The sequence below is a fragment of the Pseudomonas sp. Teo4 genome, assembly GCF_034387475.1.
Taxonomy (GTDB): Bacteria; Pseudomonadota; Gammaproteobacteria; order Pseudomonadales; family Pseudomonadaceae; genus Aquipseudomonas.
Window position 1 is genome coordinate 1 of the sequence record NZ_JAXCIL010000003.1, and the last position, 24,981, is coordinate 24,981.

28 protein-coding genes are annotated in these 24,981 nt (G+C 57.5%); 3 read left to right on the forward strand and 25 right to left on the reverse strand.

The features are described from left to right. Nucleotides 1-219: 219 nt before the first annotated feature. Genes pilV through PspTeo4_RS27780 form a run of 15 tightly spaced genes read right to left on the reverse strand, consistent with a single transcriptional unit; the run spans nt 220 to nt 14,505 of the window. Complete coding sequence (pilV, locus tag PspTeo4_RS27710; RefSeq protein ID WP_243720648.1) at nt 220-1,479, reverse strand: shufflon system plasmid conjugative transfer pilus tip adhesin PilV; 1,260 nt, start codon at nt 1,477-1,479, stop codon at nt 220-222. After that, nucleotides 1,476-2,453 (reverse strand): ATPase, T2SS/T4P/T4SS family, encoded by a 978-nt coding sequence (locus PspTeo4_RS27715; RefSeq protein ID WP_009684382.1) that lies wholly within the window; start codon nt 2,451-2,453, stop codon nt 1,476-1,478. Before PspTeo4_RS27715 ends, pilV begins: the two co-directional genes overlap by 4 nt. A gap of 26 nt (nt 2,454-2,479) precedes the next feature. Next, nucleotides 2,480-3,046: a type 4 pilus major pilin gene (locus PspTeo4_RS27720; RefSeq protein ID WP_023118099.1), complete on the reverse strand. Its 567-nt coding sequence runs from the start codon at nt 3,044-3,046 to the stop codon at nt 2,480-2,482. A gap of 32 nt (nt 3,047-3,078) precedes the next feature. After that, nucleotides 3,079-4,161 carry a type II secretion system F family protein gene (locus tag PspTeo4_RS27725; protein ID WP_009684380.1) on the reverse strand — a complete coding sequence of 361 codons (1,083 nt, stop codon included), beginning with the start codon at nt 4,159-4,161 and terminating at the stop codon, nt 3,079-3,081. A 1-nt stretch (nt 4,162) separates the two neighbouring features. Then, nucleotides 4,163-5,725 (reverse strand): GspE/PulE family protein, encoded by a 1,563-nt coding sequence (locus tag PspTeo4_RS27730; protein ID WP_009684379.1) that lies wholly within the window; start codon nt 5,723-5,725, stop codon nt 4,163-4,165. Nucleotides 5,726-5,744: 19 nt separating this feature from the next. Further along, complete coding sequence (gene pilP, locus PspTeo4_RS27735; protein WP_009684378.1) at nt 5,745-6,266, reverse strand: type IV pilus biogenesis protein PilP; 522 nt, start codon at nt 6,264-6,266, stop codon at nt 5,745-5,747. Next, nucleotides 6,253-7,596: a type 4b pilus protein PilO2 gene (pilO2, locus tag PspTeo4_RS27740; protein ID WP_023118098.1), complete on the reverse strand. Its 1,344-nt coding sequence runs from the start codon at nt 7,594-7,596 to the stop codon at nt 6,253-6,255. Before pilO2 ends, pilP begins: the two co-directional genes overlap by 14 nt. A 2-nt stretch (nt 7,597-7,598) precedes the next feature. Next, a complete protein-coding gene (locus tag PspTeo4_RS27745) occupies nt 7,599-9,290 on the reverse strand; it encodes a PilN family type IVB pilus formation outer membrane protein (protein ID WP_015026533.1) in 1,692 nt (563 codons plus the stop codon). 2 nt (nt 9,291-9,292) lie between these two features. Then, entirely contained in the window at nt 9,293-10,135 is an 843-nt protein-coding gene (locus PspTeo4_RS27750; protein ID WP_052960512.1) for a toxin co-regulated pilus biosynthesis Q family protein, read from the reverse strand. Nucleotides 10,136-10,162: 27 nt separating this feature from the next. Beyond that, complete coding sequence (locus tag PspTeo4_RS27755; RefSeq protein WP_009684372.1) at nt 10,163-10,609, reverse strand: hypothetical protein; 447 nt, start codon at nt 10,607-10,609, stop codon at nt 10,163-10,165. A gap of 3 nt (nt 10,610-10,612) precedes the next feature. After that, complete coding sequence (gene parM, locus PspTeo4_RS27760) at nt 10,613-11,746, reverse strand: ParM/StbA family protein (RefSeq protein WP_009684371.1); 1,134 nt, start codon at nt 11,744-11,746, stop codon at nt 10,613-10,615. A 10-nt stretch (nt 11,747-11,756) separates the two neighbouring features. Beyond that, nucleotides 11,757-12,026: an IcmT/TraK family protein gene (gene icmT / locus PspTeo4_RS27765; RefSeq protein WP_009684370.1), complete on the reverse strand. Its 270-nt coding sequence runs from the start codon at nt 12,024-12,026 to the stop codon at nt 11,757-11,759. Further along, entirely contained in the window at nt 12,019-13,224 is a 1,206-nt protein-coding gene (locus PspTeo4_RS27770) for a type IV pilus twitching motility protein PilT (RefSeq protein ID WP_009684369.1), read from the reverse strand. The genes icmT and PspTeo4_RS27770 overlap by 8 nt, the downstream gene beginning before the upstream one ends. Continuing rightward, nucleotides 13,221-14,030: a type IV secretory system conjugative DNA transfer family protein gene (locus PspTeo4_RS27775; RefSeq protein WP_023118096.1), complete on the reverse strand. Its 810-nt coding sequence runs from the start codon at nt 14,028-14,030 to the stop codon at nt 13,221-13,223. The genes PspTeo4_RS27770 and PspTeo4_RS27775 overlap by 4 nt, the downstream gene beginning before the upstream one ends. Beyond that, nucleotides 14,017-14,505 (reverse strand): DotD/TraH family lipoprotein, encoded by a 489-nt coding sequence (locus tag PspTeo4_RS27780; protein WP_009684367.1) that lies wholly within the window; start codon nt 14,503-14,505, stop codon nt 14,017-14,019. The genes PspTeo4_RS27775 and PspTeo4_RS27780 overlap by 14 nt, the downstream gene beginning before the upstream one ends. Nucleotides 14,506-15,151: 646 nt before the next feature. Between PspTeo4_RS27780 and PspTeo4_RS27785 the strand changes: the two genes are divergently transcribed. Further along, nucleotides 15,152-16,003, forward strand: coding sequence for a site-specific integrase (locus tag PspTeo4_RS27785; RefSeq protein WP_228490487.1), 852 nt, complete (start codon nt 15,152-15,154; stop codon nt 16,001-16,003). Between the two features lie 58 nt (nt 16,004-16,061). Here the strand turns inward: PspTeo4_RS27785 and PspTeo4_RS27790 are convergent, their stop codons facing one another. The 9 genes from PspTeo4_RS27790 to PspTeo4_RS27830 all read right to left on the reverse strand — a co-directional run bounded on the left by PspTeo4_RS27790 (nt 16,062) and on the right by PspTeo4_RS27830 (nt 20,293). Then, on the reverse strand, nt 16,062-16,424 hold the full coding sequence (locus tag PspTeo4_RS27790; RefSeq protein WP_009684365.1) for a histone-like nucleoid-structuring protein, MvaT/MvaU family: 363 nt from the start codon (nt 16,422-16,424) through the stop codon (nt 16,062-16,064). A 112-nt stretch (nt 16,425-16,536) separates the two neighbouring features. Then, a complete protein-coding gene (locus PspTeo4_RS27795; protein WP_009684364.1) occupies nt 16,537-17,298 on the reverse strand; it encodes a hypothetical protein in 762 nt (253 codons plus the stop codon). Nucleotides 17,299-17,317: 19 nt separating this feature from the next. Continuing rightward, nucleotides 17,318-17,623, reverse strand: coding sequence for a hypothetical protein (locus PspTeo4_RS27800; protein WP_009684363.1), 306 nt, complete (start codon nt 17,621-17,623; stop codon nt 17,318-17,320). A gap of 41 nt (nt 17,624-17,664) precedes the next feature. Then, nucleotides 17,665-17,859 (reverse strand): hypothetical protein, encoded by a 195-nt coding sequence (locus tag PspTeo4_RS27805; protein ID WP_131201116.1) that lies wholly within the window; start codon nt 17,857-17,859, stop codon nt 17,665-17,667. A 12-nt stretch (nt 17,860-17,871) separates the two neighbouring features. Further along, nucleotides 17,872-18,213 carry a hypothetical protein gene (locus tag PspTeo4_RS27810; protein ID WP_009684362.1) on the reverse strand — a complete coding sequence of 114 codons (342 nt, stop codon included), beginning with the start codon at nt 18,211-18,213 and terminating at the stop codon, nt 17,872-17,874. A 9-nt stretch (nt 18,214-18,222) separates the two neighbouring features. Next, on the reverse strand, nt 18,223-18,456 hold the full coding sequence (locus PspTeo4_RS27815) for a hypothetical protein (protein WP_009684361.1): 234 nt from the start codon (nt 18,454-18,456) through the stop codon (nt 18,223-18,225). Nucleotides 18,457-18,515: 59 nt separating this feature from the next. Further along, complete coding sequence (locus PspTeo4_RS27820; RefSeq protein WP_009684360.1) at nt 18,516-19,043, reverse strand: hypothetical protein; 528 nt, start codon at nt 19,041-19,043, stop codon at nt 18,516-18,518. A 54-nt stretch (nt 19,044-19,097) separates the two neighbouring features. After that, nucleotides 19,098-20,021, reverse strand: a complete 924-nt coding sequence (locus PspTeo4_RS27825) for a hypothetical protein (protein WP_023118095.1) — start codon at nt 20,019-20,021, stop codon at nt 19,098-19,100. Next, the gene (locus tag PspTeo4_RS27830; RefSeq protein WP_009684357.1) at nt 20,021-20,293 is read right to left on the reverse strand and encodes a hypothetical protein; all 273 of its coding nucleotides are present in this window, start codon (nt 20,291-20,293) and stop codon (nt 20,021-20,023) included. Before PspTeo4_RS27830 ends, PspTeo4_RS27825 begins: the two co-directional genes overlap by 1 nt. Nucleotides 20,294-20,592: 299 nt before the next feature. On the opposite strand from PspTeo4_RS27830, the gene PspTeo4_RS27835 reads away from it, so the two are divergent. Both PspTeo4_RS27835 and PspTeo4_RS27840 read left to right on the forward strand, forming a co-directional pair. Continuing rightward, on the forward strand, nt 20,593-21,717 hold the full coding sequence (locus PspTeo4_RS27835) for an AAA family ATPase (RefSeq protein WP_009684356.1): 1,125 nt from the start codon (nt 20,593-20,595) through the stop codon (nt 21,715-21,717). 89 nt (nt 21,718-21,806) lie between these two features. Continuing rightward, nucleotides 21,807-22,763, forward strand: coding sequence for a ParB/RepB/Spo0J family partition protein (locus PspTeo4_RS27840; RefSeq protein ID WP_015026520.1), 957 nt, complete (start codon nt 21,807-21,809; stop codon nt 22,761-22,763). A 384-nt stretch (nt 22,764-23,147) separates the two neighbouring features. Here PspTeo4_RS27840 and PspTeo4_RS27845 read toward each other — a convergent pair whose 3' ends face one another. Further along, nucleotides 23,148-24,467 carry a replication initiation protein gene (locus tag PspTeo4_RS27845; protein ID WP_009684354.1) on the reverse strand — a complete coding sequence of 440 codons (1,320 nt, stop codon included), beginning with the start codon at nt 24,465-24,467 and terminating at the stop codon, nt 23,148-23,150. Between the last annotated feature and the right edge of the window lie 514 nt (nt 24,468-24,981).

Sequence of the window (24,981 nt, forward strand, 5' to 3'; positions counted from 1 at the left end):
GCTTATTCGAAGCGGGCGCAGATACATTGGGCAGGCCCGCCTTCGCCGTAGCAAAGGTTAGGTTCGACTGCGTATGTGTCGTAGCTGCTCGACTGTTTTCCGGAACATCCGGTGCGTATTTCGTTTGCGGCGCATCTACAAGGATTGCCAACCCGTATCACTGTGGCAGCGCTAGTTATACCGCTCCCTTTCCACGCTCCGGATTGGCAAAACACAATTTTAACGGTAGCAGTAGACAACTTGGGTGCCAGAGCCGGAGTAATACCAGTTCCCTCCGCTAAATGTTAATGACTTCGAGTTTCCACTGCCGTAATTGAGGGTGCATATTACCCACGTCCCTAGATTAGAGCCGGTTACCCGATACGGCCCATCAAGTCCGCCACCGACCTTGGACCACACACCGGATTGGCAAGATAGTGTGAGGCCAGCAGCGTTGCGGCCTACAAGGCCATTCGGAGAGCATCCGGCACCCTCAGTTGCCACTCCGTTGAGCTGGAGGTACTCCCCTACTTCGGTCCTCCCTTCCGAGGTCAACTTGCCCCCGCGCATCTCGCCGGCGGTGTAGACGTTCTTGTTTGCATACGAGCGCACCCAGGTCGGATCGCTCATATACCAACCGCCGACCCATTTCTCGTTGTACCAACCACTATCCCCGCGAGTACGGAACCACCCACCGGTATAGGTCTCCCCGGTAATGTCAGCCGTCTGCCCCTTGATCGTGCCGCCGACGGTTGCGTTGCCGGCGACGGCAGCGTTCCCGGTGATGTTTGCTGTAGTAGCGTTCACCGTGCCGGTGTTGTTGAGGTTGTTGCCTCCCATGTCGATCGAGGTGTTCATCCGGTTCACTTCGGGGTGACCCGCTACCGAGTTTCGATACAGGTAGTCGTTGGTAAGGGCGCCGTCGTCGAAAAACAGAGCGGTCGCCAAGTGCCCTGCCCCCGGGGAAACGCCGTAGGACGCCAGCGGCACGCCCCACCCTCCAAACGAGCCCTCCACCCGGGCTGTGTCGACGTTCGAGACATAGCCGCCGCGAGCGCCCACCTGCTTGGCAATCCGACGAATGCTGGTCTCGGAAATGGTTTCACCGCCGGTGGTGACAACCAGCGTCTGCAGCTTATTCGGCGTCGGCTCGATCGCCAGTACCCTGTAGGCCTGGCCGAAGCTGTTCAGGTCGGCGACGCTCGTCTCCAGGTACCCGGTGTTCTTCAACATCGTCGTGGTAATCGTCGCCGGCGTAGTCGGCCCTGCAGCCGCAACGACCGCGGCGTAGTTGTCCTTGATATAGGCTGCAGCCGCGTCGGAAATGATTTTCTGGTGATCGGCAGTGGTCTGCGCGGCCATGTTGTCCGCGTGATCGAACATCGCCTGGGCACCGATCCCGAGGGCGGAGATCACCAGAATCAGCACCACGATCATTTCGATCGCGGCAAAGCCCTGCTGCTTCTTCGCACCCCGCAATACCCTGCCTCTCGCCTTCATGTTCTCGTCCCTCCAAATAGGTTTTCGGTGCTCCACGAGGCCTGCCGGAGCTGTTGTTCGATGTCTTGGTGCAACTGGCCAAACTCGCCCTTCCGGATCTTGGCCCGGATCCCGGTATCGCCTGCGCCAATGGAGAGCGTCTTGACCATCAGTCGACCAGGCTGACCAGGCTGCCGTTTGATGGTCTGCCAGATGACTGCACTCAGACCGTCGGCAAGCAGGTCGTTGTTGTTCGGCAGCTCCGCGCACCAGGTCGAGATCCTCGACAGAGCATCAGGAATGTCACGACCGTGTATGGTCGCGATGACCAAGCGACCATTGGTACTCGCGGTGACTGCCTCGACGCCGGCGGCCGTGTCCCTAATCTCACCAATGAGGATCAGGTCCGCACTGGCTCGCATCGTTTTGATGAGGTGCTCGCGGTATCCACCAGCCTTTCGCGACGCCGGCACTTGGATACAACGGCCAGGACCATGCAGCCCGTTCAGAGGCGTTTCCGGCGGATCCTCAATCGCGATAGCGACGCCGCCATGAATCATCAGGCGCTCCACCACGAGAGATGCTGCAGAGGTCGTCTTGCCGACCCCCATCTCACCAGCGAAAAGGATCAGCCCCCGCGTCCCCTTATCGAGCAGGAGCTTTACCGCGTGCGGAGGCAGGCCCAGAGTCGCGAAGCGGCGGATCTCCGCCTCCGGTCGCCGAATGAAAAAGACGTTGCTGTTGGTCACGTCGGTCATCTGGGTGACCCGCAGCATCGTACCCTCGTGGATCACCGCAAACTCGGACTCACCATGCGTGGCGTAGCCCTCCATGCACTTCTGGCGAAGTGCATGAATAAGCTCCTGCATGCTGTCTGGCACAGGGATCCGGGGCGCATGCGCCCCGGCCACCTGTTTCATGTCGCTGTAGCCCTCACCAATGTAGAGATCGATCCAGCCGAACTCTTTAGGCGAATGGTTTTCTGGGCCGCTCATACCCCTCCCTTACTGCCACCGGCAGATTAGGTGTTGCTCGCCCAGGTGAGGGAGTTGCTGGTGGCACTGCTGCAACCGGCGGTCGCAGCAGCCTGGGTGACCTCACCAATGATCGCGGTACCGGAGTTGATCCTGGTGGAGTACACCCCACCCCGGGCCAGCTTGGTGGCCAAGGTCAGGCAAACGCCTTCGGGAACAGCGGCAGACGCGACCGTGAAACCGGTACCGGTGGATACCACGGTCACAGCACCACCCCAGGTGTTGTAAAGCGCGCCGGAGGTAACGGTCATGTTCTTCGGCACAGCACCGGCCTTGATCAGCGCCGGCACCAGGTTCGTACCGGAAGCGCCGTAGCCGGAAGAGGTTTTCAGGTTCTTGGTGCCAGCCATGAGCATGTTGACGTTGGAGATCTCTTCGGCGGCCTCGTTGCTACCGAACAGGGTGTCCCAGCGACTCGCCGCCAGGGCCAGCAGGCCGATCACGATGATGAGCACCACGATCATCTCGATAGCCCCGAAACCCGCCTGCTTCTTCGCATGGGCCTTGCGATTGATGCCAGGCTGAACTGGCTTTACTTCTGCTGCTTTTTCCATAGCTACCTCTGTGGTTGGGATTTTGCTGTTGTTCACTTCGCTACCGCCTGAATTGCGTCCTGGATGCCCGACACCCCCGAAATAACCGTCATCAGAATCACACCGACCGTGATGATCCCGCCGGCGATTGCCATTTTTGCGGCCGACTGGATCTGCTTGATGCTCTTCTTCAGCCATCGATCACCGAAGTTGCTCAACGCATCTTCGAAACCATCCTTGCCCGACAGGATCATGAGGAACTGGACTGCCTTCTTATCTGGGAAGTCGTATCCGGCCTTGCTCAACGCGACCCCCAGGTTCCCCCCGATACCCAGACCGTAGAAGGCGGCATTAAGGCGTTCGCGCAACCACGGGCTCGCTTCCGCGGCCATCATCCGGAGGGAGTCCTGCAGGGAAACGTTTGCTTGGATCATCACGCCGACGTTGAGGAGGAACGTCGAGCCGTGGAGCATTCGATACACCGACCAAGGCGGAAGCTTGTCGAGGTGGACGCGCAGTCCACCTCGCAGATATGGAAGCGAGGCGAAGACCAGGAACAGGAAGATCAGAATGCCGGCCAGGGTGATCGCCCCGTAATGGACGACGTATTGGGACATCTCGTAGAGGAAGGCCGCGGCGCCGGACCAGGTCTCTGGATTAGAGGTCCTGGCCAATTTGGGAACCAACTTGGTGGACACCATCACCAGCATCACGCAGACCATGGCCATCAGGAACGACGGATACACCGTAGCCAGCAGGATGGCTCCCACGATGTCCTGCTTGGCCGTGATGATCTTTCCGCAGTTGTCGAATGAGGTCTTCAGATCGCCAGAACGCTCGCCAGCGGCGATCAGCGTGTATTCCTGATAGGGAACCCACTTTGCCAAGGCCTTGGATAGCGGCTTGCCGTCGGCCACCTCACGGTAGCAGTCGTAGGTCACCGCAGCGAGCGCTCGCTTCGGTTTCTTCCCGTTCTCACTATAGATCTTGTACATGTCCTTCAATGCAACATCGAGGAGCACTCGGTTTTCCAGGAGCAACGACAGCGCCTCGTAGAGCTCCATCCTTATAGAGCCGTAGAACTGCAGTCGGATCACCGCGAGATCCAGCCTGGCCATCAAATCGTGCAACTGCATTTCAATCCCTCAGGGTGATTTCGTCTTCGTCGAGCGTGCAGATGTCGCGCTCTCCGTGCAGCGGATCCACACACCCCATGTTCATCAGGCGAATGAGGTGCGCGTTCTTGGTGATGCCGCCCATGTGGTCGACCCAGTAAGCCCTGGCGTCGGCCTTGCCCTTCTCTCGGAATGCCTTCATGAACCCCTTGTTCGGCATCATGACCTCCGAGACCACCGTCCGACCGCGCACACCCGTGCCGTTGCAGTCAGAACAACCTGGGCCACACACGTAAACGGTGCTGGGCGTGCAGAAGCGCTCCACACGCTCAATGAGGTCAGATGGCAGTTGGGCCTTGGCTTGTACGAACGGCAGCTTGCAGCTGTTGCAGAGCGTTTTAACCAGCTCTTGGTTGATGAGCCCGGTCATCAACATGGGATCCGTCAGGAGACTTATCTCAATGCCGAGGTCTTTCAGGCGCTCAACGATAGCGACGAGATCGTTCGCGTGGAGCGTCGTCCACAGCTGGTGCCCTGTCATCGCGGCAGTGAAAGCCGCCTTTGCGGTCGCGAGATCGCGGATCTCACCCACCATCAGGACATCGGGATCGAGACGAAGCGTGTTGGAGATCGAGCGCGCCCACTCCTGGGATACCGCTTCAGCATCGTCCGAGTCGCATAGAATTGGGGTTTGAATCGCCCTACCCTTGCCGATCTCGTATTCCGGTGGGTTCTCGATCGTCAGCAAGCGGATCTTGTACTCAAACAGCTCCAGCAGGTCGCTCAACACGCGCTGTAGGGTGGTCGACTTACCTGAGCCGGTCGGGCCAGAAAAAATGATGATCCCTTTGCGGCGTTGGATCATGCGCGTGATCAGCTGGATCTGTTCCAGCAGATAGCCGAGCTCTTCCAGCGACCCGCCGGCCGAGCTCCGCAGTAACCGCATGACCATCAACGTCCCTTTGTCGGTCGGCCTGGTCGCGATGCGGGCGCCATACAGGCCCCAGGCCTTCACGAAGGACTGCTTCAGACGGGCATCTTGCGGTTGGAGGTCGTTGTAGGTTGGATCCGCTACGTCACACATCGACTGGTAGATGGTCGAAGCGATAGCTTGACCATCTTCCGCCCGGATCTGGTCCTTGACGACCAGATCCCCATTTACCCGGTACTCAACGAGCGCGGTATGCCGTGTCTTGTCGATGGTCAAATGGATATCGCTCGCGCCGCAGGTCATCGCGTCCTTGACGAGACGTTGCACCTGCACTTGCCGAGGCGTGGTTTCTTCGATCAGACCGACCGGCTTGGCGACAGCGATCGCCGGCCGCACGGCCGCTGCGTTGGCATAGAGTTCGCGAATCTCCGGCAACGGGTGCTTCTGCAGGGTATAGCGGACCTTGCTACGCCCCAGACGCTCCATGAAGCCGAGCACATACGGATCGCCGAGGTGCGAAGCCGAGACATGGAGCACCAGGTCATCGGTCAGGCACAGTAGATCCCGCAGCTTCTCATCGATAGAGTACTTCCCGCCGGGAGCGGTAAGCACCTCACGAGGTGTTTCGATAGTAGCCAGCGCAGGAACGCCCATATGCTCTCTCCGTGCCCCTTTACGGATTCAAGCCAGGAAGCATCGGCTGAGGTACGCCGTATCCAGGCTGCCCCATCCCAGGATTCATGCCGTTAGCGACACCTGCCGACGGTGCGTGCGAGGCGAAGCCCACCTGGAACCGTCGACCTCCTTTCTGCAGCTCCACCTTGTCCACGGTGACGTGTACGACCTTGAATCCGCCGGGAATAGTTTCCCCGGCTGCAGCATCGGCCGTGATCCCCGAGGAATAAACAAACGTCGCGTAAAGCTTGCCGTTGACACCCGCTACAGATCGAACCGATGGAGTACCTGCGTCAGCGAGGCCGCCCGACGACAACCCCATCGGGACCCCGCCGGCGCTGCCGCCATTGAGCTTGCGCAGCTCATCTTCCTGCCTGGCCAGGTCGACTTGCGCTTTCTTGAGCAGCACCTGCCCCTGCAGTTGAGTCAGGTCGCCCACGGTTGCGTCGGCAGCGAGCGCACTGGACGATACGACCAACATTGCGATTACGATCGCAGCAGGCATCTTATTTTTGGGCATAGATCTCTCCATCGACCTTCCAGGTCAGTTGGGCCGATTCGAAGTTGAGGTTTACCGAAATCTCGGTCAGTCGAAGCCCAGGACCAGCAAGCCCAGACAGCGTTTCGTTCGGCGCCCGCGGCGACTCATAGCTGAAGGTGAACGTGCGCCAGAACGGCTCGGGCTTCTTCGGCGCGTTTGGATCGTTCGGATCCTCGCCGGGCATCACCTGCCGCTGCTCTTCTGTGGCCTTCTCGTTGATGACGGGCTTCAAGCCGAGACGTTGGAAATGAGAGGAGAACCTGTTCAGCAGCGGATTCATCTGCTCCAGGTCCTCATCGCCGCCTACCCCCATGTCGAGAGGCACATGTACAGCTGCCGCCTGACCCTCTTCGAAGAAGGCGGGCTCGGCGGCAGGAAAACGTGGGGCAGCGCCGATGATGAAATCGCCTACCGTGGCGTTCCCCGTGCGCGAGTAGGTGACGTCGACCTTGTCGAAAGAACAACGGGCGGACTGGAACACCCAGCCGTCGAAAGCCAGAGGGAGCTTGGTGACCTGGGCAAAGCAGACGCGCCAAAAGCCATCAACCTCGGCCATCTTCGCCCACGGGTGTTCGAGAGCCTGCAGCGACTGTTCCTGCTGGGCTTTTTCGTTCAGGCGCTCCAGCTCAAGGCGTTGCTCTTCTGCAATGCGGATCCGTTCCTCACGGATCCGCTTTTCTTCCGCGGCCTTCCACTGGAAGAACACAACAGCGCCGACCAGGGCAAGGACGCCCAGTACGCCGACAACGCCCCACTCCTTCGAGGTCAGGCCGAAGGTCAGCTGCTTGAGCCGGTACTCTTTCTTGAGGCTGGATGCTACCAGCACCTTGTCGAGGTAGAGCTCGTTGTTGGAAAACCCAAACTCGGGTGGAGAAAAGAATTTGTCGTTCTCGTCGGTAAAGAACGCCTGGAAGATCTGCAGTTTTTCCTGAATCTCGACTTGATCACCCACGATGTCGCAACCCGGAAGGATCGCACCATCTTTCACGCCGACCAGCGCGTAGCGCTCGGCACCAAGGGCAAACACGCCAAGCCAGGACTCACCCAAGGCTCCTGCTAGCGCAGCGGCCAGGCTGTACATGCCCTTGGTCACACCAGCGTTCTTCGAGACGAAACCCGCCTGGATGATGCTCCCGTGACGAATCGCCACGATGTCCATCTTCTCGCGCTTTCCGATCTCCCGGGCCTCTTGCATGTAGGCCCGCGGCTTGCTCAGTGGCTGCCAGAAAAGGCCGCTGACGAAGCTCTGTCCGTTCACCGTTGTCACGGTGACCGGCGTCGAGATGACCTCATCCTCCATCGGGCCCATGCTCAACCTTCCACGATCGGAGTGATCAGGACGACGATGACGTCCTTGCTGTTGTCACGCTTGAGGCTACCGCCCATCAGCCAGTTGCTCGCGCTACCAACGCCTGCCTTGCTGCCGTTGTCCACGGACTGCTCGAAGCCCGAAAGAACCAACGTCTCACCGGACCGCAGCTTGACCATCTGCGAGAAAATTCGGTTGTCGACCTCGGGAATCTCGATGGTGTTGTCGCCGCTGGAGACCTGGCGGATTTGCTTCAGCGCACTGAGGTTGATCGAGTAGCGCAGCAGTAGCTCTTTACCCGGCATCACGTAGGGAAGCAGGTTCATGTTGAAGCCGGACGTGACGGTCCCAGGAGTCAGCGAAGTGGTCGAACCTACGTCAGCCGTATTGGTGGTCTGAATGCTGGCCAGGTAGCTCGTCTGGCGAGCGACCTGGACAGGCACTGGCTGCAGGTTCAGCGTGGTGACGGATGGGCTGGTAATAGTCGATACACGACCTTGCTGGGCCAACGCCTTAACCAGCAAATTCGATCCAGCCCATTGGCTGCTTGTGTCGAGGATGCTGACCGAGCCTTGTACTGCTGCAGCATCCGCCTGGGTGACGTTCTTCCAGCCGATGCCCCACTTGCCGTTTACGGCCGTGTAGACCAGATTCCAGTCGATGCCGAGGTCATCCTTGTCGGTCAAGGTCACGCTCAGGACTTTGACGTTGAGAAGGACCTGCTTGGTGATGTTGCTGTTTTCGCCGTTCAGGAAGTCGCCGACACGGGCAAGCACTTCAGGCGTGTCCGTTACCGTCATCGTGCCGGTGGAGCTAGACATCGACATTCGGCCCACGCCCGGAGTGAGCATCGACTGAACACTGTTTCCGATATCCTTGGTGATATCAGTGTTGATAGTGACGCCGGTGGACTGCGAACTGCCGGAGTTGCCCGATATCCCACCGCCACTGCCTGAGTTGCTGGTACCGGAGTTGCTTACCCCAGCAGCAGAAGTGGTTCCTGAAGACACGACAGAAGTCATGTCGGTGACCGAAGGGATTGCATACAGGCGGAACGTCTTGGTGTCGACGTAGAAGATAGTGACCAGGTTTTCCGCAGCGCTATACTTCCAGGAGAGTCCCAGACGCACGGTAGCCATATCGAGCAGCCCCTTGGCCGGGCCGCCCTTCCACTTTAATCCGCTGATAGACAAATTGCGGCCACCGGACGATGCCCCCAATGCCGAGCCCCCCTGGGGCAGTGCCGGCAGCGGCGGAAGCCCCATGGCGCCGCCAGGATTGGCGGCGGAGCCCTGTTGCTCGCCCAGCGGAGGCAGCGAGAAGCTAGAAGCGCTACTGCCTGTCAGGGTCACATCCGGAGTGACACGAACCGGTATGCCACACCATTTTGTGATCTCCTGACCGACCTGAAAAATGTCGACGTCGGCCGTCGGCGAGTAGGTGATGTCGCAGTTAAGCGCGTCCGGGATCCCGTCGATCTTCAGGTTGATTGGGCGAGTCGATACCCACGGAGTGTCGGAGTAGCGAACGGTTGGCCTTGCCGGCGTATCCTGGCGCGACCGCATACTGGCGGCGAGGCCTTCGGCCGACTCGCTCGCATCCTCGGCACGGCGCATGGTGTCGTTGACATTGCTGATCGTGCAGCCGCTTGCGGCGACGAGCAGGAAGCTCGCGATCAAAGGCTTCAAATTCATGTTCAGTTTCTCGCTGAGATGGCCAGGACGGGCGGAGTTTGCTTCTGGTACACGTCGACCCAGAACGGCTTTTCAGCCTTCTCGTAGCTCCGGAACAGCGTGGTAATGGCGTCTAGGAAAGACCCTTCGAAAGTGAGCGAGGCCTTGATGGGGTAGTCGTAGTCGGCGTTCCACACCACGTCCCAACCAGCCTTTTTGCCCCACTCCTGGACGGAGGTTTTAAGCGTGCTGCCCGGCTTGGCCACCCACTGAGGTTTCGGCGGAGGCGGGGGCGGCACCTTGGCCGCTGCTACAGCAGTTGCCGGCGCGTACACCGGGCGTTTCTCGCCGATGAAGATCTCGCGCTTGTTCCAGTCGACCTCTGCAGAGAGACCCTGCTCGGTTGCCAGAATGTCGAGGACCTCCACCCAGCGCCGGCCACCACGCCAGTCGACCAATTTGCCTTTGTCGACACGGCCAACCATTTCCGCTTTCAGGTACCCATGCCAACCCACCGGCGCAATCTGCTTCAGCGCTTCGGTGATCCGCACTTGGCGACCGAAGCCGCGGCGAATCTCTACCTCCCCGGAGGGCTGCCCAACGAAGGTGACAGCCAGAAGGGTAAAGCCGCCGACGTTTGCAGCCGGCACCGATGCAACCGACAGGCCGGTAGTCGCGCCTGGCTGAATTACGGCCGTCGGCGGCGCTGCAGTGGCTACCGCAGCGGATGCAGGACGGCTCATCGCCGCCGGCACAGCAGGAGACGGCGCCGGTCGCACCGGAGGCTCCTCCGTGACGAAGAAACCCGCATGAGCAGCAACGGGCAATATCGCCATCGCCGCTGCAATCAAAACTAATTTTTTCATCCGCCTTGAAGCCCCTATGTCTTGTGTCTAGCCGTGCCTCATGAGCCCACCAAGGAGACCCTTGGCGGACGGTGCCCTGCCCTGCTCGGCAGCAGGTGGAGGTGTCGCCTCCCGCTCCTGCTGAGCAGCGTTCCGGGGCACGCTCGGTGGCTCCGGCTCCTGGGCTTGCTGCTGCTCCACAACAGTGGTTTCCACGCGACTTTCATTGCTTGAAAATCGCACTTCGTCTTTTTGCGTATTATTACTTTCGTTGTTTGATAACGCAACACTAACAGAGCCTAAAGCCTTTGCCGAAAGGATTTGATTTCCCACGGAGAGGCACAGCTTTAGGTACTCCTTGTCAGGTTTACCGAGCTCGGCTGATCGGCGATCGAACTCATCCATAACAGCCAGCTCGGCAGGACGCTTGAAGGAGAGGCGGAGAAGAAATCTCCGCCCGTAACGCTCCCAACTCTTGCTGGTCGTCCTGGCCATGAATCAGGCCTCCTGCCCCGAGGAGTCCGCGATTGCCTCCAGGGCCTGGATCACCCGCTGCTGCTCTGCAGGGGACTTCCCGGCTAGCTCCTGGAGAAGCGCATCGACATCGATTTCCATCTTCAGGTACTTGAGCATTCCGCGAGCGTTGGAAAACTCCGGGCGCGTCGGTACGAGCAGGTGCGGGAAGGCTTCTTTCAAGCAGTTGGACATGAGAGCAGCACCGCCGCCCACCAGGATCACCGCCTGCATCTCGGCGGCATCGCCAATCCGGCGCTTAGATTCGCGGATGATCTGTTGCGAGATCTCGGCTACCGCAGCGTCGACGATGTCGCCGACATCGTGCTGCAGACCTCTGAGGCGGATGTTGCGGTGCCGGGCAACGTGCTCCAGCGTGGAGAGGCGGATCTTGCTGGCACCGAACTTACGTTTGAGCTCGTTCTCGATGATGTCGTAGACATTGCTGATGCCCACCACACCGGTACCGGACCCCACGTGATCAAGCTTGCCGCCGCCATAGACGGTGACACAGTCAGTAGTGCGCCCACCGATGTCGATAACGGCAACGGGAGCGTCCATCTCAACATCGGACTTGAAATTGCCGTTGTCGTCGACGACGTAGTCGATGTAGGCCACCAGGCCTTGTGCCGTCACCCGCTGCTGGATGATCTGGATGGGCTGCAACCCGCCCAGCGGTTCGACGGGTTCGGAGAGGTTCGCCATCTTGCGATCGATGAGGGATTGGTTGGGCTCGCTGCTGCCGGCAACAAAGAACGACTGAAACGGCAGGCCGGTGGCCAATACCACTCGTTTTCCAGAAAGCCCGAGCGAATGGAGCGTGTGGTGCACTAGGACGCGGTTGATTTCGCTGGTCGAGAAATCATCGAAGCGAGTGTCTTCGCCGTCGATTTGCGGATCCACGGTGTACTCGCGCCCGCTGGTCTGGTAGCCGCCCAAGCCTGCATCCCCGTCGCCACCGCCGATCAGGGACAAGGTGAAGCCTGCCCGGGCCAGAGATGGATGCGCGATCAGCGCGTCGCTCGCCAGCCCTTTCATCTGGCGGAAGCCGTCATCTACTACCGCGAGTACTACATCATCAGCTCCGACCGCGGCCGGAGAATTGTTTTTCGAAGCCATCATGCTCCCCTTATTTGATTTTTCTTTGCGGCTTGTGCCACCACGCAACGCCGTACCGAACCGGCCCGGCGATCCAACTGCGCAGGGCGCGTAAAGCCACCACCATTGAAATTCCAAGCCACTCCAGCACCCCGAAAAGCACAAACACTGCGAGCGCTGCGCCCATCGTCCACGGCCGAATGTGCATAAGAGCCAAAGCAAACGGGAACGCCGCCCGTGCATCGAAAATGAAGAACCGCACCGTGAGGGCGGTATTACGCCATTCGTTTTTTCTAGGCATGAGCCACCTCCAGCACACCGAACGGCGCCTGCGAGGTCGCCTCGGCCGCCTCGCCCTCCGCCCGGAACAGATCCACCTGCGTTTGATCGATGCGTCCTTCCGCGTGCAGACGTTCCGCGTCCTGCAACATCGACTGGCCGAACTGGGCCAGCAGCTGGCCGGCGCGATACGGCAGAAGCGAGATGTTGGTTGCGGCCGTTTTGAGCAGCTCGTTGCGGATGTAGCTGTTGAACACCAGGTGTTCCCGCACAGCGCAACGACGACCATCTGTGGAGCGCACCAAGCGCTGGCAGACGATGATTTCGATGTTCCCGATCACAGCCCCCATGATCGAGTAGAGCTCCTCGACCGGGCAGGCCTGGATCAACCGCAGGAAAGTGGTCTGTACGCTGTTGCTATGAAGAGTGCTGAGGACGAGGTGACCCGTTTGCGCTGCGAGCACCGCCGCCTTGATGGTTTCGGCGTCCCGCGACTCACCTACCAGGATTACGTCTGGATCGCGACGCAGTGCGTTAACGACTCCCAGAGCGAACGAAGCGACGTCGGCCGGCACGTCAGACTGGTCGATCTCACAGGACGTGGTTGCCAGGGAGTCCAAGCGGTACTCGATCGGCGCCTCAAACGAGACAATGTGCGTGTCGGACTCGGGATCCTCGGCGATCTTGCGAATCCACGAGGCGAGCGTCGTCGTCTTGCCGGCGCCGGTTTCCCCCGTGATGAAGACAAGACCCTGCAGTGGGAACAGAGCCCGCCAGAGATCCGCGTGGTACTCCTCCTCTCGCGCTGCAGGCGGAACTTCTTTCAGCTCCCGCATGATCACGGAGATGCCGAAAGCACCATCAATGCGAACGCCGGTGGCACACCAGCGGAAACGGTAGTCTTTCTCGCGGTTGACCTTCACTGAGAAGGCCTGGTCCAACGGCGTACCCTTGCGAAGTTCAACCTCGGCGTTAGCCCCGTACATCAGCACCACCAGACGAACCACCTCAGCATGCTGCAGCGGCCTGGTAGTGAGGCGAACCAGTCGCCCATGCACCCGGGCAACCACCGGGCGGGAAGTCTTGAAGTAGACATCAGACGCTTCCATGTCCATTGCATGGATGAGCACCTGGTCGAAATCGGCATCGTTGAAGCGAGCCGCCTCCCCTTTCATGAGATAGCCGGTCAGCCGATCACGAGCAACGGTCACGGAGCTCATCTCGGCACCGCCACCGGCTTCCAGATCGCCGGATTGGTTTGCAGCTGCGGCTTCGCCGTAATACGAAGAACTCGATCATTGATATTGATTTCGTTCCCATTTCCGGTAACGCCCATCTTCGACTCGGCAACATAGGGCTTGCTAATCATGCCCTTGGCAAGAAGGCTCTTATAAAGAACCATACCTTTGTAATCTCGTTCCAAGCGAGCCAACGACTGACCGAATATTTCATCAGCTTGTTTGAAACCGATATCCCAGCCTTGGGAGACATATTTCTCCCATACTTTCTTTTCGGCGTCATTTTTCGGCAACAGGCTCGTGGCCGGGACTTCTACTTGATATTGGAAGTCGTGCAGCAAGTAATCGCGCCAGTTAGTCGGCGCAGTAACAAATCTTGCTTGGCTCTCAATGCGGTAAGTAGCGTCAGCGACGCGGATAGTTTCGGTGTCAGGCAAGTTCAAACTTACTTGACCGTAGGACAGAACCGGGGGCATTACATTTCGCTCAAGAACTAGCGCGGCAAAATTAAAAATGCCGTCGAGAAGCGACTCGTTGGCACTCAGCATTTTGCCAATCTCATAGGATCGACGAGCCAAACCGCTTCGAACGCCATATCCCAAAGCCGCTTCTTTCAACGAGCTGAGACGGATAGCCGGAATGTCGCTTTCAATACTCGATTCATGAGCTGCATTGGTGCTTCCAGTGAGGACGCCCGACAAGTCCGGCGGCGGAGCATCCTGTCCGGCGAATGCGCCAGACGCGGCCAACAGGCAAGCAGCCAAAAGACCACACTTAAACGGCGCCATCGGTGTACCTCACTTCCACAACACGAAGCGAAGGATTCACTACGATGTCCGCACGCACACCGGCCTGGATGCCGACGTTACGCAGATGGTCAGAAATGCTCGCGGGGGACTCGCCGATCTGCACAAGGATCGGAACAGCCGGCGGTTTACCCATGAACTTCACTTCGTAGCCGGAGAACGATGCGAGCTTGCTCACCGCCTGTTCGAGAGAGCCGTGCCAGGGCATGGTCACGACCTGCTCCATGCCGCGGATCTGAGCATAGATCCGCGGCTGCGAAGGCCGGTTCTTCATCTTCTCGTACTGCTCAGCTTCAGCAAGCTGCGTGAGCGACTGCTGGATGTTCTTCGCTGTTTCCTGGAGCTTCTGGTAAGCGGGGTCGTCGCTGTAGCTCTTGTCGCCACCACGGCCAGTCCCAGCGCACCCGGACAACAACGTAGCGACAAGCAGAGAGCCAGCAATCACTCGGTTCTTCATCGTATCTGCTCGGTTGGTTGATGGATAAAGCGCTCCTTACAGGAAAACAACGCTTTAGCGCACGACTATACATCAACGAAAGTCGAACGATAAGACAATGATAGTCAGAAGTGACCCACCACTCAACACCAACCCACACCCATATAGGTCTTAGGTGACCTAAAATCCCTTCTGCCCGCCAAATAGGTCACCTGTGACCATCCCTATAGCCAGTGCGAGATGCCGCAGATACAGGGCTTTCGGGAGCCAATACCCCCTTTAGGTCACATGTGACACTCGGCAGCAGCACCGCCCTACTCCGCCGACAAATACCCAGACACGCCGACTCTTTTTAGGTCACAGCTGGCAGATCACTCGCAGCGGGTGATGCGCTCGCCGATGGATCGATGACGAACTCAGCAACGTCCGTTTCCGAATAGGTCAACACGGGTATCGAACGAAGATTTCTGGCGACAATAGTCTGCATCTGATACGTTACTTGGAGACGTTTACGGTTCCGAGTAACGGGGGTAGCCAAATAAAACTTATGATTCCGAGTAGACTTCCGGAAACGAATGAGCAGTACGTCATCAAGGCTCTCTCTGTCTGCTCCCAAGCTGCCCAGGCATACGGCATCGACTCCCCCCATTCGGTACCGCCACTCACGGTGATCGAGCACCTCATCACCCGTAAGCCCTCGATCGCCCGTAACACCTGGAAGCAGTACAAGAACGCCCTTCGGCATCTGTTCACTGAGCGTATGGCGGCGACTGAGGAGAAAGTCGTCCAGGAAGAGCTCCAGGCCGCTCTCCAGATGCTGGATACGACCTCATCAGAGGGCACCCTTCGAAAAGGGACTCAGACATCCTCCAAGAAGCAGAAGGGCTTTAAGCGAGCCGACTACCAACGTTTGCTTTCGTACCTGGAGATGCACCAGGGCAAACACCGCTATGCGCGCCCATTGAAGACCTGGTTGAAAGCGACCTACTTGGTCGGTCTGCGGCCGGGAGAATGGAAGTCAGCCGGCGTGACTGAGATCCACGGCCGCCCCGTACTTAATGTCGAGAACGCGAAGGCCACGAACGGCCGCGGCAATGGAACGTTCCGCTCCCTGGATCTGGGGGATCTGACAGCTGACGAGCTGGAGGACATCCACGAGATGATTGCGATGCTGGAAGGCTACGCCGGCGAGCTCCCGTTCGACACCCTGCAGGAGAGGATGGGCGACTACATGAAGTACGCCACCAGGCATTGCTTTGGGAAGCGAATGAAGTATCCGACGCTGTACTCAATGCGGCATCAGTTCTCGGCGAACGCAAAGCTGGCCGGCAACAGCAAGGCCGAGGTGGCCGCGCTGATGGGGCATGGAAGTGACGAGACCGCAGGAGAGCATTACGCGAGAAAGGTTTCAGGTGATGCCGCCGGAAAGGTGAAGCCGTTAGCCTCTGATGTCCAAAAAGTGCGATTGAAGTCGAAGACGTTCAAACCGAGGTCCAAAGTTGCTTTAGGCGGCGAATAATGATCGGCAAAAAAAAGGGATCTTTATGCTCCCTTTTTTGTTTGTATCGCTATGACAACTACGACTGCAGCCAGGATTCCACTACGTCGGCGCCGAATTGAGTTTTCCACTCTTTCAGAATCTTGTGATTACCACCCTTCGTTTCAACAACCTCGTTCGTGTTTGGGTTGAGATAGCGTTTTAACTGCCGCTCACGGCGCCCAGAATTCGGTTGAGTCTTCGAACTGCGGTTTTGTGCTTGCGGATCAAGTAAATTGATGACATCACGGAGAGATTTATTGTATTCAGACATCAAAGCACGCAGTTTGGTATCGAATTCGAGCTCTGCTTTCATCTGCCCATTCTGCTGCAAGCTAGCTAAACGAGCCTGGAGATCTTTGATGGCCTGCTCGGTAATACGGTACTCGTTAATCAGAGACATAGCATGGCTCGCTTATTCTGGAGGTCTGATAGTAAAAGAATTTGTGTTCGAATTCAAAACAGGTGCACTTTCCGTGCGATCTCCTTATACGGCCGCGCAGAGAGCATTTTTGCTATTTTGGGGGTCTGGACGTGGGCATCACGCTCGCAATAAAGGCTGCGCCTTTAAGCGCGTCGGCCCAGATGCGGATAGTTTCTACGGCTTGAGGCTGTGTAAGAGTCTCGGCGCGATACGTAGCCAGGCTCGCCTGCAACTCGTCCAGACGCTGGGCGGGCGTCCGCTCCAGATCCCAGCTTAAATAGTCACGGAAGGCAGATCGCAAATCCGCGACGAGGCTCGAAACCTCATTTCGACGCCATTGCGCAACGGTGTAATGTGAAGAACGCGGCGGTTCCTCCTGCATCACCTTACGCAGCCGGGAGTGGTCCTGCAGGTAGACCGCGTGCCCCAGAACAACCCGGGCAACCAGGTAAAGCTCAAGGATCTGCAACTGCTCGTTCACGGTATCCGCTGGCATGGCAAAGTTCGTCTTGACCAGTTGCTCGGCCTGTCGCTCCCACAGCTCGCGCTTTTTGGCTATAGCCTTCTCGTCGCGAGCCTTGCGCTCCTTTGCGTGCTGCACGTTGTATTTGACCGAATCCAGAAGCGCTGCAGCGTTGGTCAAAAGCTCCCGTTGCTCGGGGGAAAGTTTCTCGCCCAGGCGCCCAAGTAGCGAGCCGTACTGAGTCAGAGCACGGACTTCGCGGGCAGCGGCAGTAAGGCCGGTCTGAACCTTTCGCATGTCCTGGGCGCTGTAGTAGGTTCCAAGCTCCAAGACTAGATCAGCCGTGATGCCTGACGCCTGTGTCAGGCCGTTGCGTTTGCTGGTTGCCATAGGAACTCCCCTGAACAGCTCAGTCGTCGGCCTGTTCATTGGCCAAAATTGCGTTCAACACGGTTTCGTCATCGTCGAAGCAGCCGTCTTCAGCCAGGCCCAGATTCTCGTCGAGGATAACGCAGACGGCCAGAGCGGCTTGCGCTGGATCAGCGCTGTACTCACGAATGACGCGCTCGATTTGTTTACGGAGAAGGTGCGCGGGCTCGACCTGGCCTACTCCACGCTCAGAGGCTGGATCAGCTAGGCCCACGGGGGTAGGCGCTTCTGCCTGCGGGTCGGCGCCGATGATGGCGCCAGTGATGGTTCGAAACTTCAATTCCATGCTTGGTTCACCTACTCGGTTCAGTTGGAACGGCTATTTTCTTATGGTCGGAAGACTTTCATATTTCCGGTAATAATCACCGGTTCACCTTCTGAGTAAATGCGCTTAAAACGTTCATACAGGGCTGGATCGTAGCTCGATGGCGTGGTCACAACACCATGCCCTGCGTTGAAAACGCCCAGGCATTGCTCTTGCTCGGTTGTCGAATCGGGGATCGCCTGCGGTTTTTCAGTCATGGTCTTGCTTTCCTATTTGGACTCGTAAATTGTGCGCACTCGCTCTACGACCGGGTCGTCCAGTAGAACACGCCCATGGATGAACAAACTCACCGCACCCCAGCGATCGCCATGCTGACTGTTCAGGGAAGTCGCAAGATTGGCTGCAGCAGCCTCGTAGAACGAGCAAGGCGCTGCAAGAGGCGTCTCCCCCAGCTCGTGGATCATGAGGGCTCTGAACAGCGCAAGTTCCACCCCATGAGACTTGGCAGATGTCACCGCACAATCGGGTAGTGACTTACTTTCGGCAAAGGCCGGGCCAGTCTCCGTCAGAGCCCCAAGCAGAGCGAGTGAGAAAACTATGTTCTTCATCATGTGTGTCTCTTACGACGCCAGAGCCATGCAATGATCGAGGCTAACGCAACCACTCTTCCCTTCCAGCCAAATGACTGCCGAGTGGCCACCAAGCACTTGCGCCTCGGTGGTGGACTTGCCCCGATGCGTCTCCCCTTCACCGCGGATGTCCTCGTAGGCGATTAGCGTGCCGAGCCCGTGCAGTTTGTTCCAAGCGTCGCACTGGGACTGCAGTTGCGCTGGGGTTTTTCTTTTGTTTGCCATCTGAGTATTTTCCTCGCGATCTCAAACAGTGGCCTGGCAAAGCCAGGCCACTAGCAGAATCAGTTGTTTGCAGAAGCATCAAGAATCAGCTTATGGCTGCAATTGGTCGGATTACCGTCGACCAGAGTGCACCCTCCGAAACCGAACTCCAGGGGCTGTCCCTTTTTGATTTCGAACGACTGACTGAACTCGTTTCGGCTCATCTTCGGCAAATCAATCGCCAGATTAGTACCAGCCAGGGGCGCCTTGTCGAACCCCTCCAGCACAGCCAGCGAGCCTTTTACGGCGACGATCACGTTTTCACCAACAACAGCTGTCGGAGTCATCGACATATCGAGGCCCGTAACAAGCTTGCCCGGAATCAGCGTCGTTTTTTTGCCGTCGCTTACAGCTTTTTCGATATAGCTGTGGAGGACCTGGTCTTTAACGGGAAGGGTATTCCCCAGAAGAGTCGGTGCGGCAAACGAAGCGACAACCTCGTCCCCTTTGAACACCTTACCGCTCAGAAAGATGTTCGACCCGGATTCCGCCAGAGCCGAAGTGGCCAGCATGGGAAACATTACAGCAACAATCAGGAAGCGCTTCATCGCTTGTTATCCTTGGGTTGGTTTTTCAGTTTTCACGGTGAAAACAGCGAGCACCTAAGCTTGCTGTCGTTCCTCTTCAGGCGCGTCGGAGTCCTCAGTCGCCAGATCTTTTTCAGCCCTGTCGAGGGTACGCAGCAGCTCATCGAGCAGCAGCCGAGTCTCGACAGCCAGGGAGGTATAGCCAGGATCCTGGCGAACGGTCTTAGCAGCCTGGTAGAGCGAGTCAGAGTGCTTCTTCACCACTCGCTTGATTGCTGCGCCAGGCGCGTGCTTCGCAGTCGCTTTGTTCCGGCCCTGGGCCTGTGCTGCAGCAAGCATCTGCTCAAGAACCTCGACGGCCTTGTCGCCATGCGTCTTCAGCAGCTTGACCGCTTCAGTGGCCGAGATCCGGTCGTCGATAACGGCATCACGAATAGATTTCGGTCCCCCTACGAGCATCAGCAGGCCATCGACATAGGCAGTACCGAGGCCCATCCGATCGGCGACGACTTCGAGCTCTAGGCCGTAGCGAATCAGGCGTTTGCAAACCAGGCCCGTTTCGTAAGGCGTCAGGGGCAAACCGGTGTTGCTGCGGTACAGCTTTACGGTCAGGTCCTCCAGGGAGACGCCGCGCTCTTCCGGTACCGCAGGAATCGTTTCGATCTCGGCGCCTTCTTGAATAGCCAGAAGCACGGCCTTGGTCCGGCAGTGGCCATCGGAGACGTACTTGACCTCCTGATCACCTTCGCGAGCGATGTACACCGCGATGGGTTTGTCCATGTAGTAGCCTTCGGACTTCATCGAGTCCGCCAGTGCCCGGATATGCGCTTCCAGACCAGGGCGCGGAGTGCGCGCATTAAAGCCCGACATGAACTTCAGTTCGCGGGGATCCACCTGCCAGAGATCACGGCTTTTCGATCCCGACATAGCCTTCTTCGTGCTGCCCTGAACCAGGTCGCGTTCGAAGCTATCGAGCGGCATCTCAACTTGTTTTGCCATCACTGTCCCCTACCCTGCGTATCCGTTGTCTGGTTTGTTGCTATCGAATCGCGACTATCAGAGCTCAATCTGCTCTTCGCGTGCGCCAGGATCGTTTCGGGGCAATCACGCCACCGTTTGCTTTCCCGACTCGCCAGGTACGCCTTCCAGGTGCTCACCGCGATCGGCTTGGCCTGTCCAACATTCACCAGCTCCAACGCTTCCAGCTGAGTCATCCCGGCCTTTTCAATCAGCCTTCGGAGCAACGCCCCGTTGGTTTCCTCGGCAGTCATGCCATTCTCTCCACGGTGCACTTGTGCACCTATACTACACAGCAAATCGAAAAGATCAACAAACAAAAGTCAATTGTGACCTATTCCCTACCCTGCCCTTCTCAGCGCACATTTTTTAGGTCACATGAGCCCTATAGGTTTAGGCTAAAACTCGATTAGGTCACCTTTGACCGTCTATCGATTCGGGGTTTAACGCCTTTTTTTAGCCTAAAACCCCGAGGATTTCGCATCAGGTATTGCAAATCCTCGGGGTTAGCCCTACTTTTTAGGCACACAAACCCCGAGAAGGATTCGCTTCAATGGAAAACAATGAGTTCGGCATCGACCAGTACCCCTTCACCGACTTTCAGCAATTGTTCTATTCGAGCAAGTACGCGGCAGAGTGCATCCAGGTAAGCCAGGACATGCTTGCCCTGATCGAGAAGCAGCACAATCTCAACATCCGCCGCATTCCCCGCGGCACTGTCGAAGCACGTGGCTATACCCTCGACGATATCTTTCGCATCGCGTCGATCAGACGTGAGAGTGGCGTAATCAAGCCATTCCCTCGACCTATCACACTCTCGGTATACGTGCAGAAAGGTGGCACGGCGAAGACGACCACCGCCTGCAACCTGGCGATACAGTTCAGCTTGATGGGGCTGCGCACTCTGGTGATCGACAACGATCCACAGGCCGATGTCACGAGCATGTTGGGTTACGATCCCGACCTCACTGCAGCCGAGCTGGAGGACGTCGGTGTACCAGGGGCCCGAGCTGTAGACGGGCACATCGGGAATCTTATGCGTGTCGGCAGCACCTACACCCCCTTGTCGCTGGAAGAGGTTATCAAGAAGCCGTTTGGCGAATTCGGGCCGCATCTCATTCCGGCCGAAGTCACGCTCGACGAGATGGATATCGTGCTGCGGAACGCAAACGGCAGCGACTTCCGCTACTCGATCTTCATCGAGCAAGCACGCAACGGGAAGCTGCCGCACTGCGATCTTTCTAGCTACGACGTGATCATCATGGACAATGCACCGTCCGGCACAATGCTTTCTCGCAACTCGATGGTCGCTGCAGATTTCCTGGTCTGCCCCATCCGGATGGATAAGTTCTCGTTCAGAGCCCTGTCGCGCCTTGCATTCCGGCTGAGCGAGTTCGCCAAGGACTTCCAGCGGTCGCCTGAGATCATTGCGATCCCGACTATGTACATTCGCAACCGCCCGCGGATCCAGGCCAACCTGGAGCGCCTGACTACCCTCTTCCCGGGCAAAGTGACGCAGAGCCCGCTTTATCACAACGAGGACTATTCGAAGAGTCTTGAGGAAGGCATCCCTGTTTCGCTGTGGCGTCAGGCCAGCGACAATTCCGTCGGCGCTTTCCGCACCGTGTTCTCTGAGGTAGTGTCCCGTATCCGTGACGTCCTGGAGGCTTCGAAATGAAATCTACGCGCCCACTCGGGACTAGCCAACCAACCCATATTCAAGGAGTCCCCGTCGCCGAGGCGCCTGCAGCTAATCTCGGCAGGTCGATGAGCGACATACTGGCGGAGCGAGGGCTGCTCGACGACTCTCAGGCCCAGACTTCCGGTGTCCCTGCTGAAACTTTTCACGGTGAAAAGTCGACGAATTTTCACGGTGAAAAATCTGTAGGACCTGCAGCGCCTCTCGAAGGTCAGTATCTGCCAGCCAAGGAAGGTGTCACGCTTCTCGATACCGACATGGTTGATCCAAGCCCGTATCAGCCACGGAAGATCTTCAACGAAGTTGCACTCCAGCTTCTGGCTGACGCGATCCAGGCCAACGGCGGTCTCAACAATCCTATCGTCGTCCGCCCCAAAGCCAATGGTCGCTTCGAGCTTGTTGGTGGTGAGCGCCGCTGGCGGGCGCATGACATCCTGCAATGGACCAAGATTGAGGCCTATGTCCGGGATCTGTCTGACGAAGATGCAGCTGTCCTGGCCGTCACAGATAACGAATCCCAGGAGCCACTGACGGACTTCGAACGTGCGTTGAGCTACAAGAAGCTACTAGACAGCAAGGCCGTAAAGAACCAGATGACGCTTTCCCGCCGTGTTGGTCGAAGCATGGCCACCATCAGTCGCTGCCTGGCCTACTTCAAGCTGCCGCAAGAGACTCTCACACTGCTTGAAGACGATCCGGCATTCATCGGCACTAAGCATGTGGCCGATCTGGCGGCATTGGCAGACGAAGGGCACAAGGACCTGGTTGTCCAAGCTACGCAACTCGTCTTCGATGGAAAGCTCTCCCAGGAAGCCGCAGTTGCTTGGATCAAGAGCTCGGTGAGGAAGAGCAGTGATTTGCCGCCGGCGCCTCCGGTGCCCGTTAAGCTCTTCGCGAAAGGTCGCGAGTTGGCCGACCTGAAGGTTCGAGGGCAGAAGATCACGCTCGACTGCCCCAAAGGCGTCAATCCGGAGGAGGTTCTGGAGCTCATCAAGAAACACTTCGATCCACCATCTGAGGCTTGAGATTTTCCCAACCAAGGGCGCGATGAGCGCCCTTTTTTTTGCCCCATATTCTTTCACCTTACCTACATGACACCAGCTGATGCGAGTGATGTGGCAGCCCTTTTCACGGTGAAAAGGGCTGTTCATGCTGCCAGAAGGGCCAACAAGACCACATTCGCATGCAACCCCCATATCCTTTCACCTATCCGGTGCCAAGCATATGCCTATGTTTTTTTCACCGTGAAAACCGATACGGTTGTTGCTTGTAGATCATCCATGCAGCATCTCCGCCTGAACGTGGTCGAGGGAGTGCATCGTAGAACAGGAGGTCGGAAAGGAGAGGGTGGGGGAGGGGAGATTGGGAAGGGTATGCGTAAAGAGAAGGGGGCCGAAGCCCCCTTTCCTTTACGCACCAAGCGATTTTCTGTAGAGCTCAAGCGCTTCTTCGTAAGGAGGCAGCAGTTTTTCAGCGACGAACATGTAGAAGTTGTTGACGACCATGGCACTACCTTCACCTTTGGCGAGGAATTCGGCCCATTTCTTCAACATGAGGCGCTGCCCAACCAGGGTTGCTGCAAACTGATCATTGAGGGAATTGCGCACCTCACTGTCCATACCAGCAAGGAGCAGTTCAACCTCCGACCGGCGCTGAGCGTTGAACTCGCGGCGGACAGCATCGTCATCCTGCAGAAGGCTCTGTTGACCAGCCTGAGCGGCTTTGGGACTAGCCTGAGCCCCGCCTTGCAGAAGCTTGTCGAGCCCAGTCTTGGCCAGCTTCACATCTCCATCGCGCAGAACACGGAGGAAGTAGGGGGCAATGCCTTTCGCGCCGGCCTTGATCTTTCCTTCTGTGTACTTCTCCTGGACGTATTCCATAACGATGGAGATACGATCCTCAGAGTGGAGGGCCAGCGCTTCCTTCGCCTGAGTTTCCGTCAGGCAGAAATCGTCCTGCAACTTCCGCAGCAGCTCGTGGTTGAAGCTGGATGGAGAGTCGATCGCTAACGCGCCCTGGACGTTCTCCTGGATGCGAAACTTGACACCGACGACCTTGCGCTTCTCACGCTGCAGCTCGACCTCAAGACAGATGTCCGATATTGAGTTGATCTCTTTGATCGCAGGCTGGATGACAGCCCGGTTGAGGATCTTGAACTCATCATAGCTGGCAGTGTTGTTCACACCGAGCAGCTCACGGAAGAGGGGGAGAGGGAGGATTGGTGTTTGATTGATTGCTCTGTAGCGAGCGCAATTCTCGTACAAAGCAAGGGCATGCCCTGAGCTGAAGCGCGAGATGATCAGCAGGTCAATTCGAGCATAGAACTCCGGATTGTAGAGCTTTGTCCGCAGCTGCGGACTGTAGGCATAGCTGCAGATCCCGTCTTTGATCGAGGCGCTAGCAAGCGCCGTGGTCACACCCCAGTCGCTCTTGCCCTGGTGATCGATGATGTCCCATTTGATCTTGGTGGTGACCATGTCCTCAAGGGCGTCCTTGAGGTATTTGACGTTTTTACTGTCAAACCCAGCGAGATCCATAAGGTCGCGAACAGGGATGGTGTGCAGCTGCAGGTTCACGTCTGGGAAGTCATCGTAGGCATTGTGCAGCAGGACGTTCCAAGCCTTCCGCTGAAGGCACGAAATGTCGTTCTTGATGTGAATCGCCCCAGCGTGCTTCCGAACGCTTGGCGCCAGGACGTTTTGCCCCGGTGTTGCTGCCGGCATGCCCATGCTTCCCCCCTGCAAGCCTCCAAAACTGCATAGATACTATGACGAAAGTCAAAAATGATCAAGAAACGAACAAAACAGACAGACAGACAACCTCTCGCGAGCTGCGGTGCTTGAGGTCCACTCCACTCCGGTCCGGTCCGGTTGCAGGTACCCGCTCGGTCGAATTTTGCGGTAGTTAAACCGCTGTTTAAATTCTAGTCAATATATTTTCACACACATACAAAAACTTTCTGGATTGGATCCCATGTCTGTTTGTCTGTTTCTTTTTTAAACAAACAAACAGATATTTAGAGGCTGCTAAGTGTTTGATTTTAAAGGGTTTTATTGGGGTTAAGGTGAACGTTTATGGGGTGAGGGTGAATATATATGGGGTGAGAAGTGAAAACTTATGGGGCGAAGGTGAAAGTTTATGGGGAGCAATGGTGAAAGGCTATGGGGTGAGAGGTGAATGGATGTGGGGCGAAAGGTGAATGGATGTGGGGAGCGTGAAGTGAACGTTTATGGGGCCTCCTGA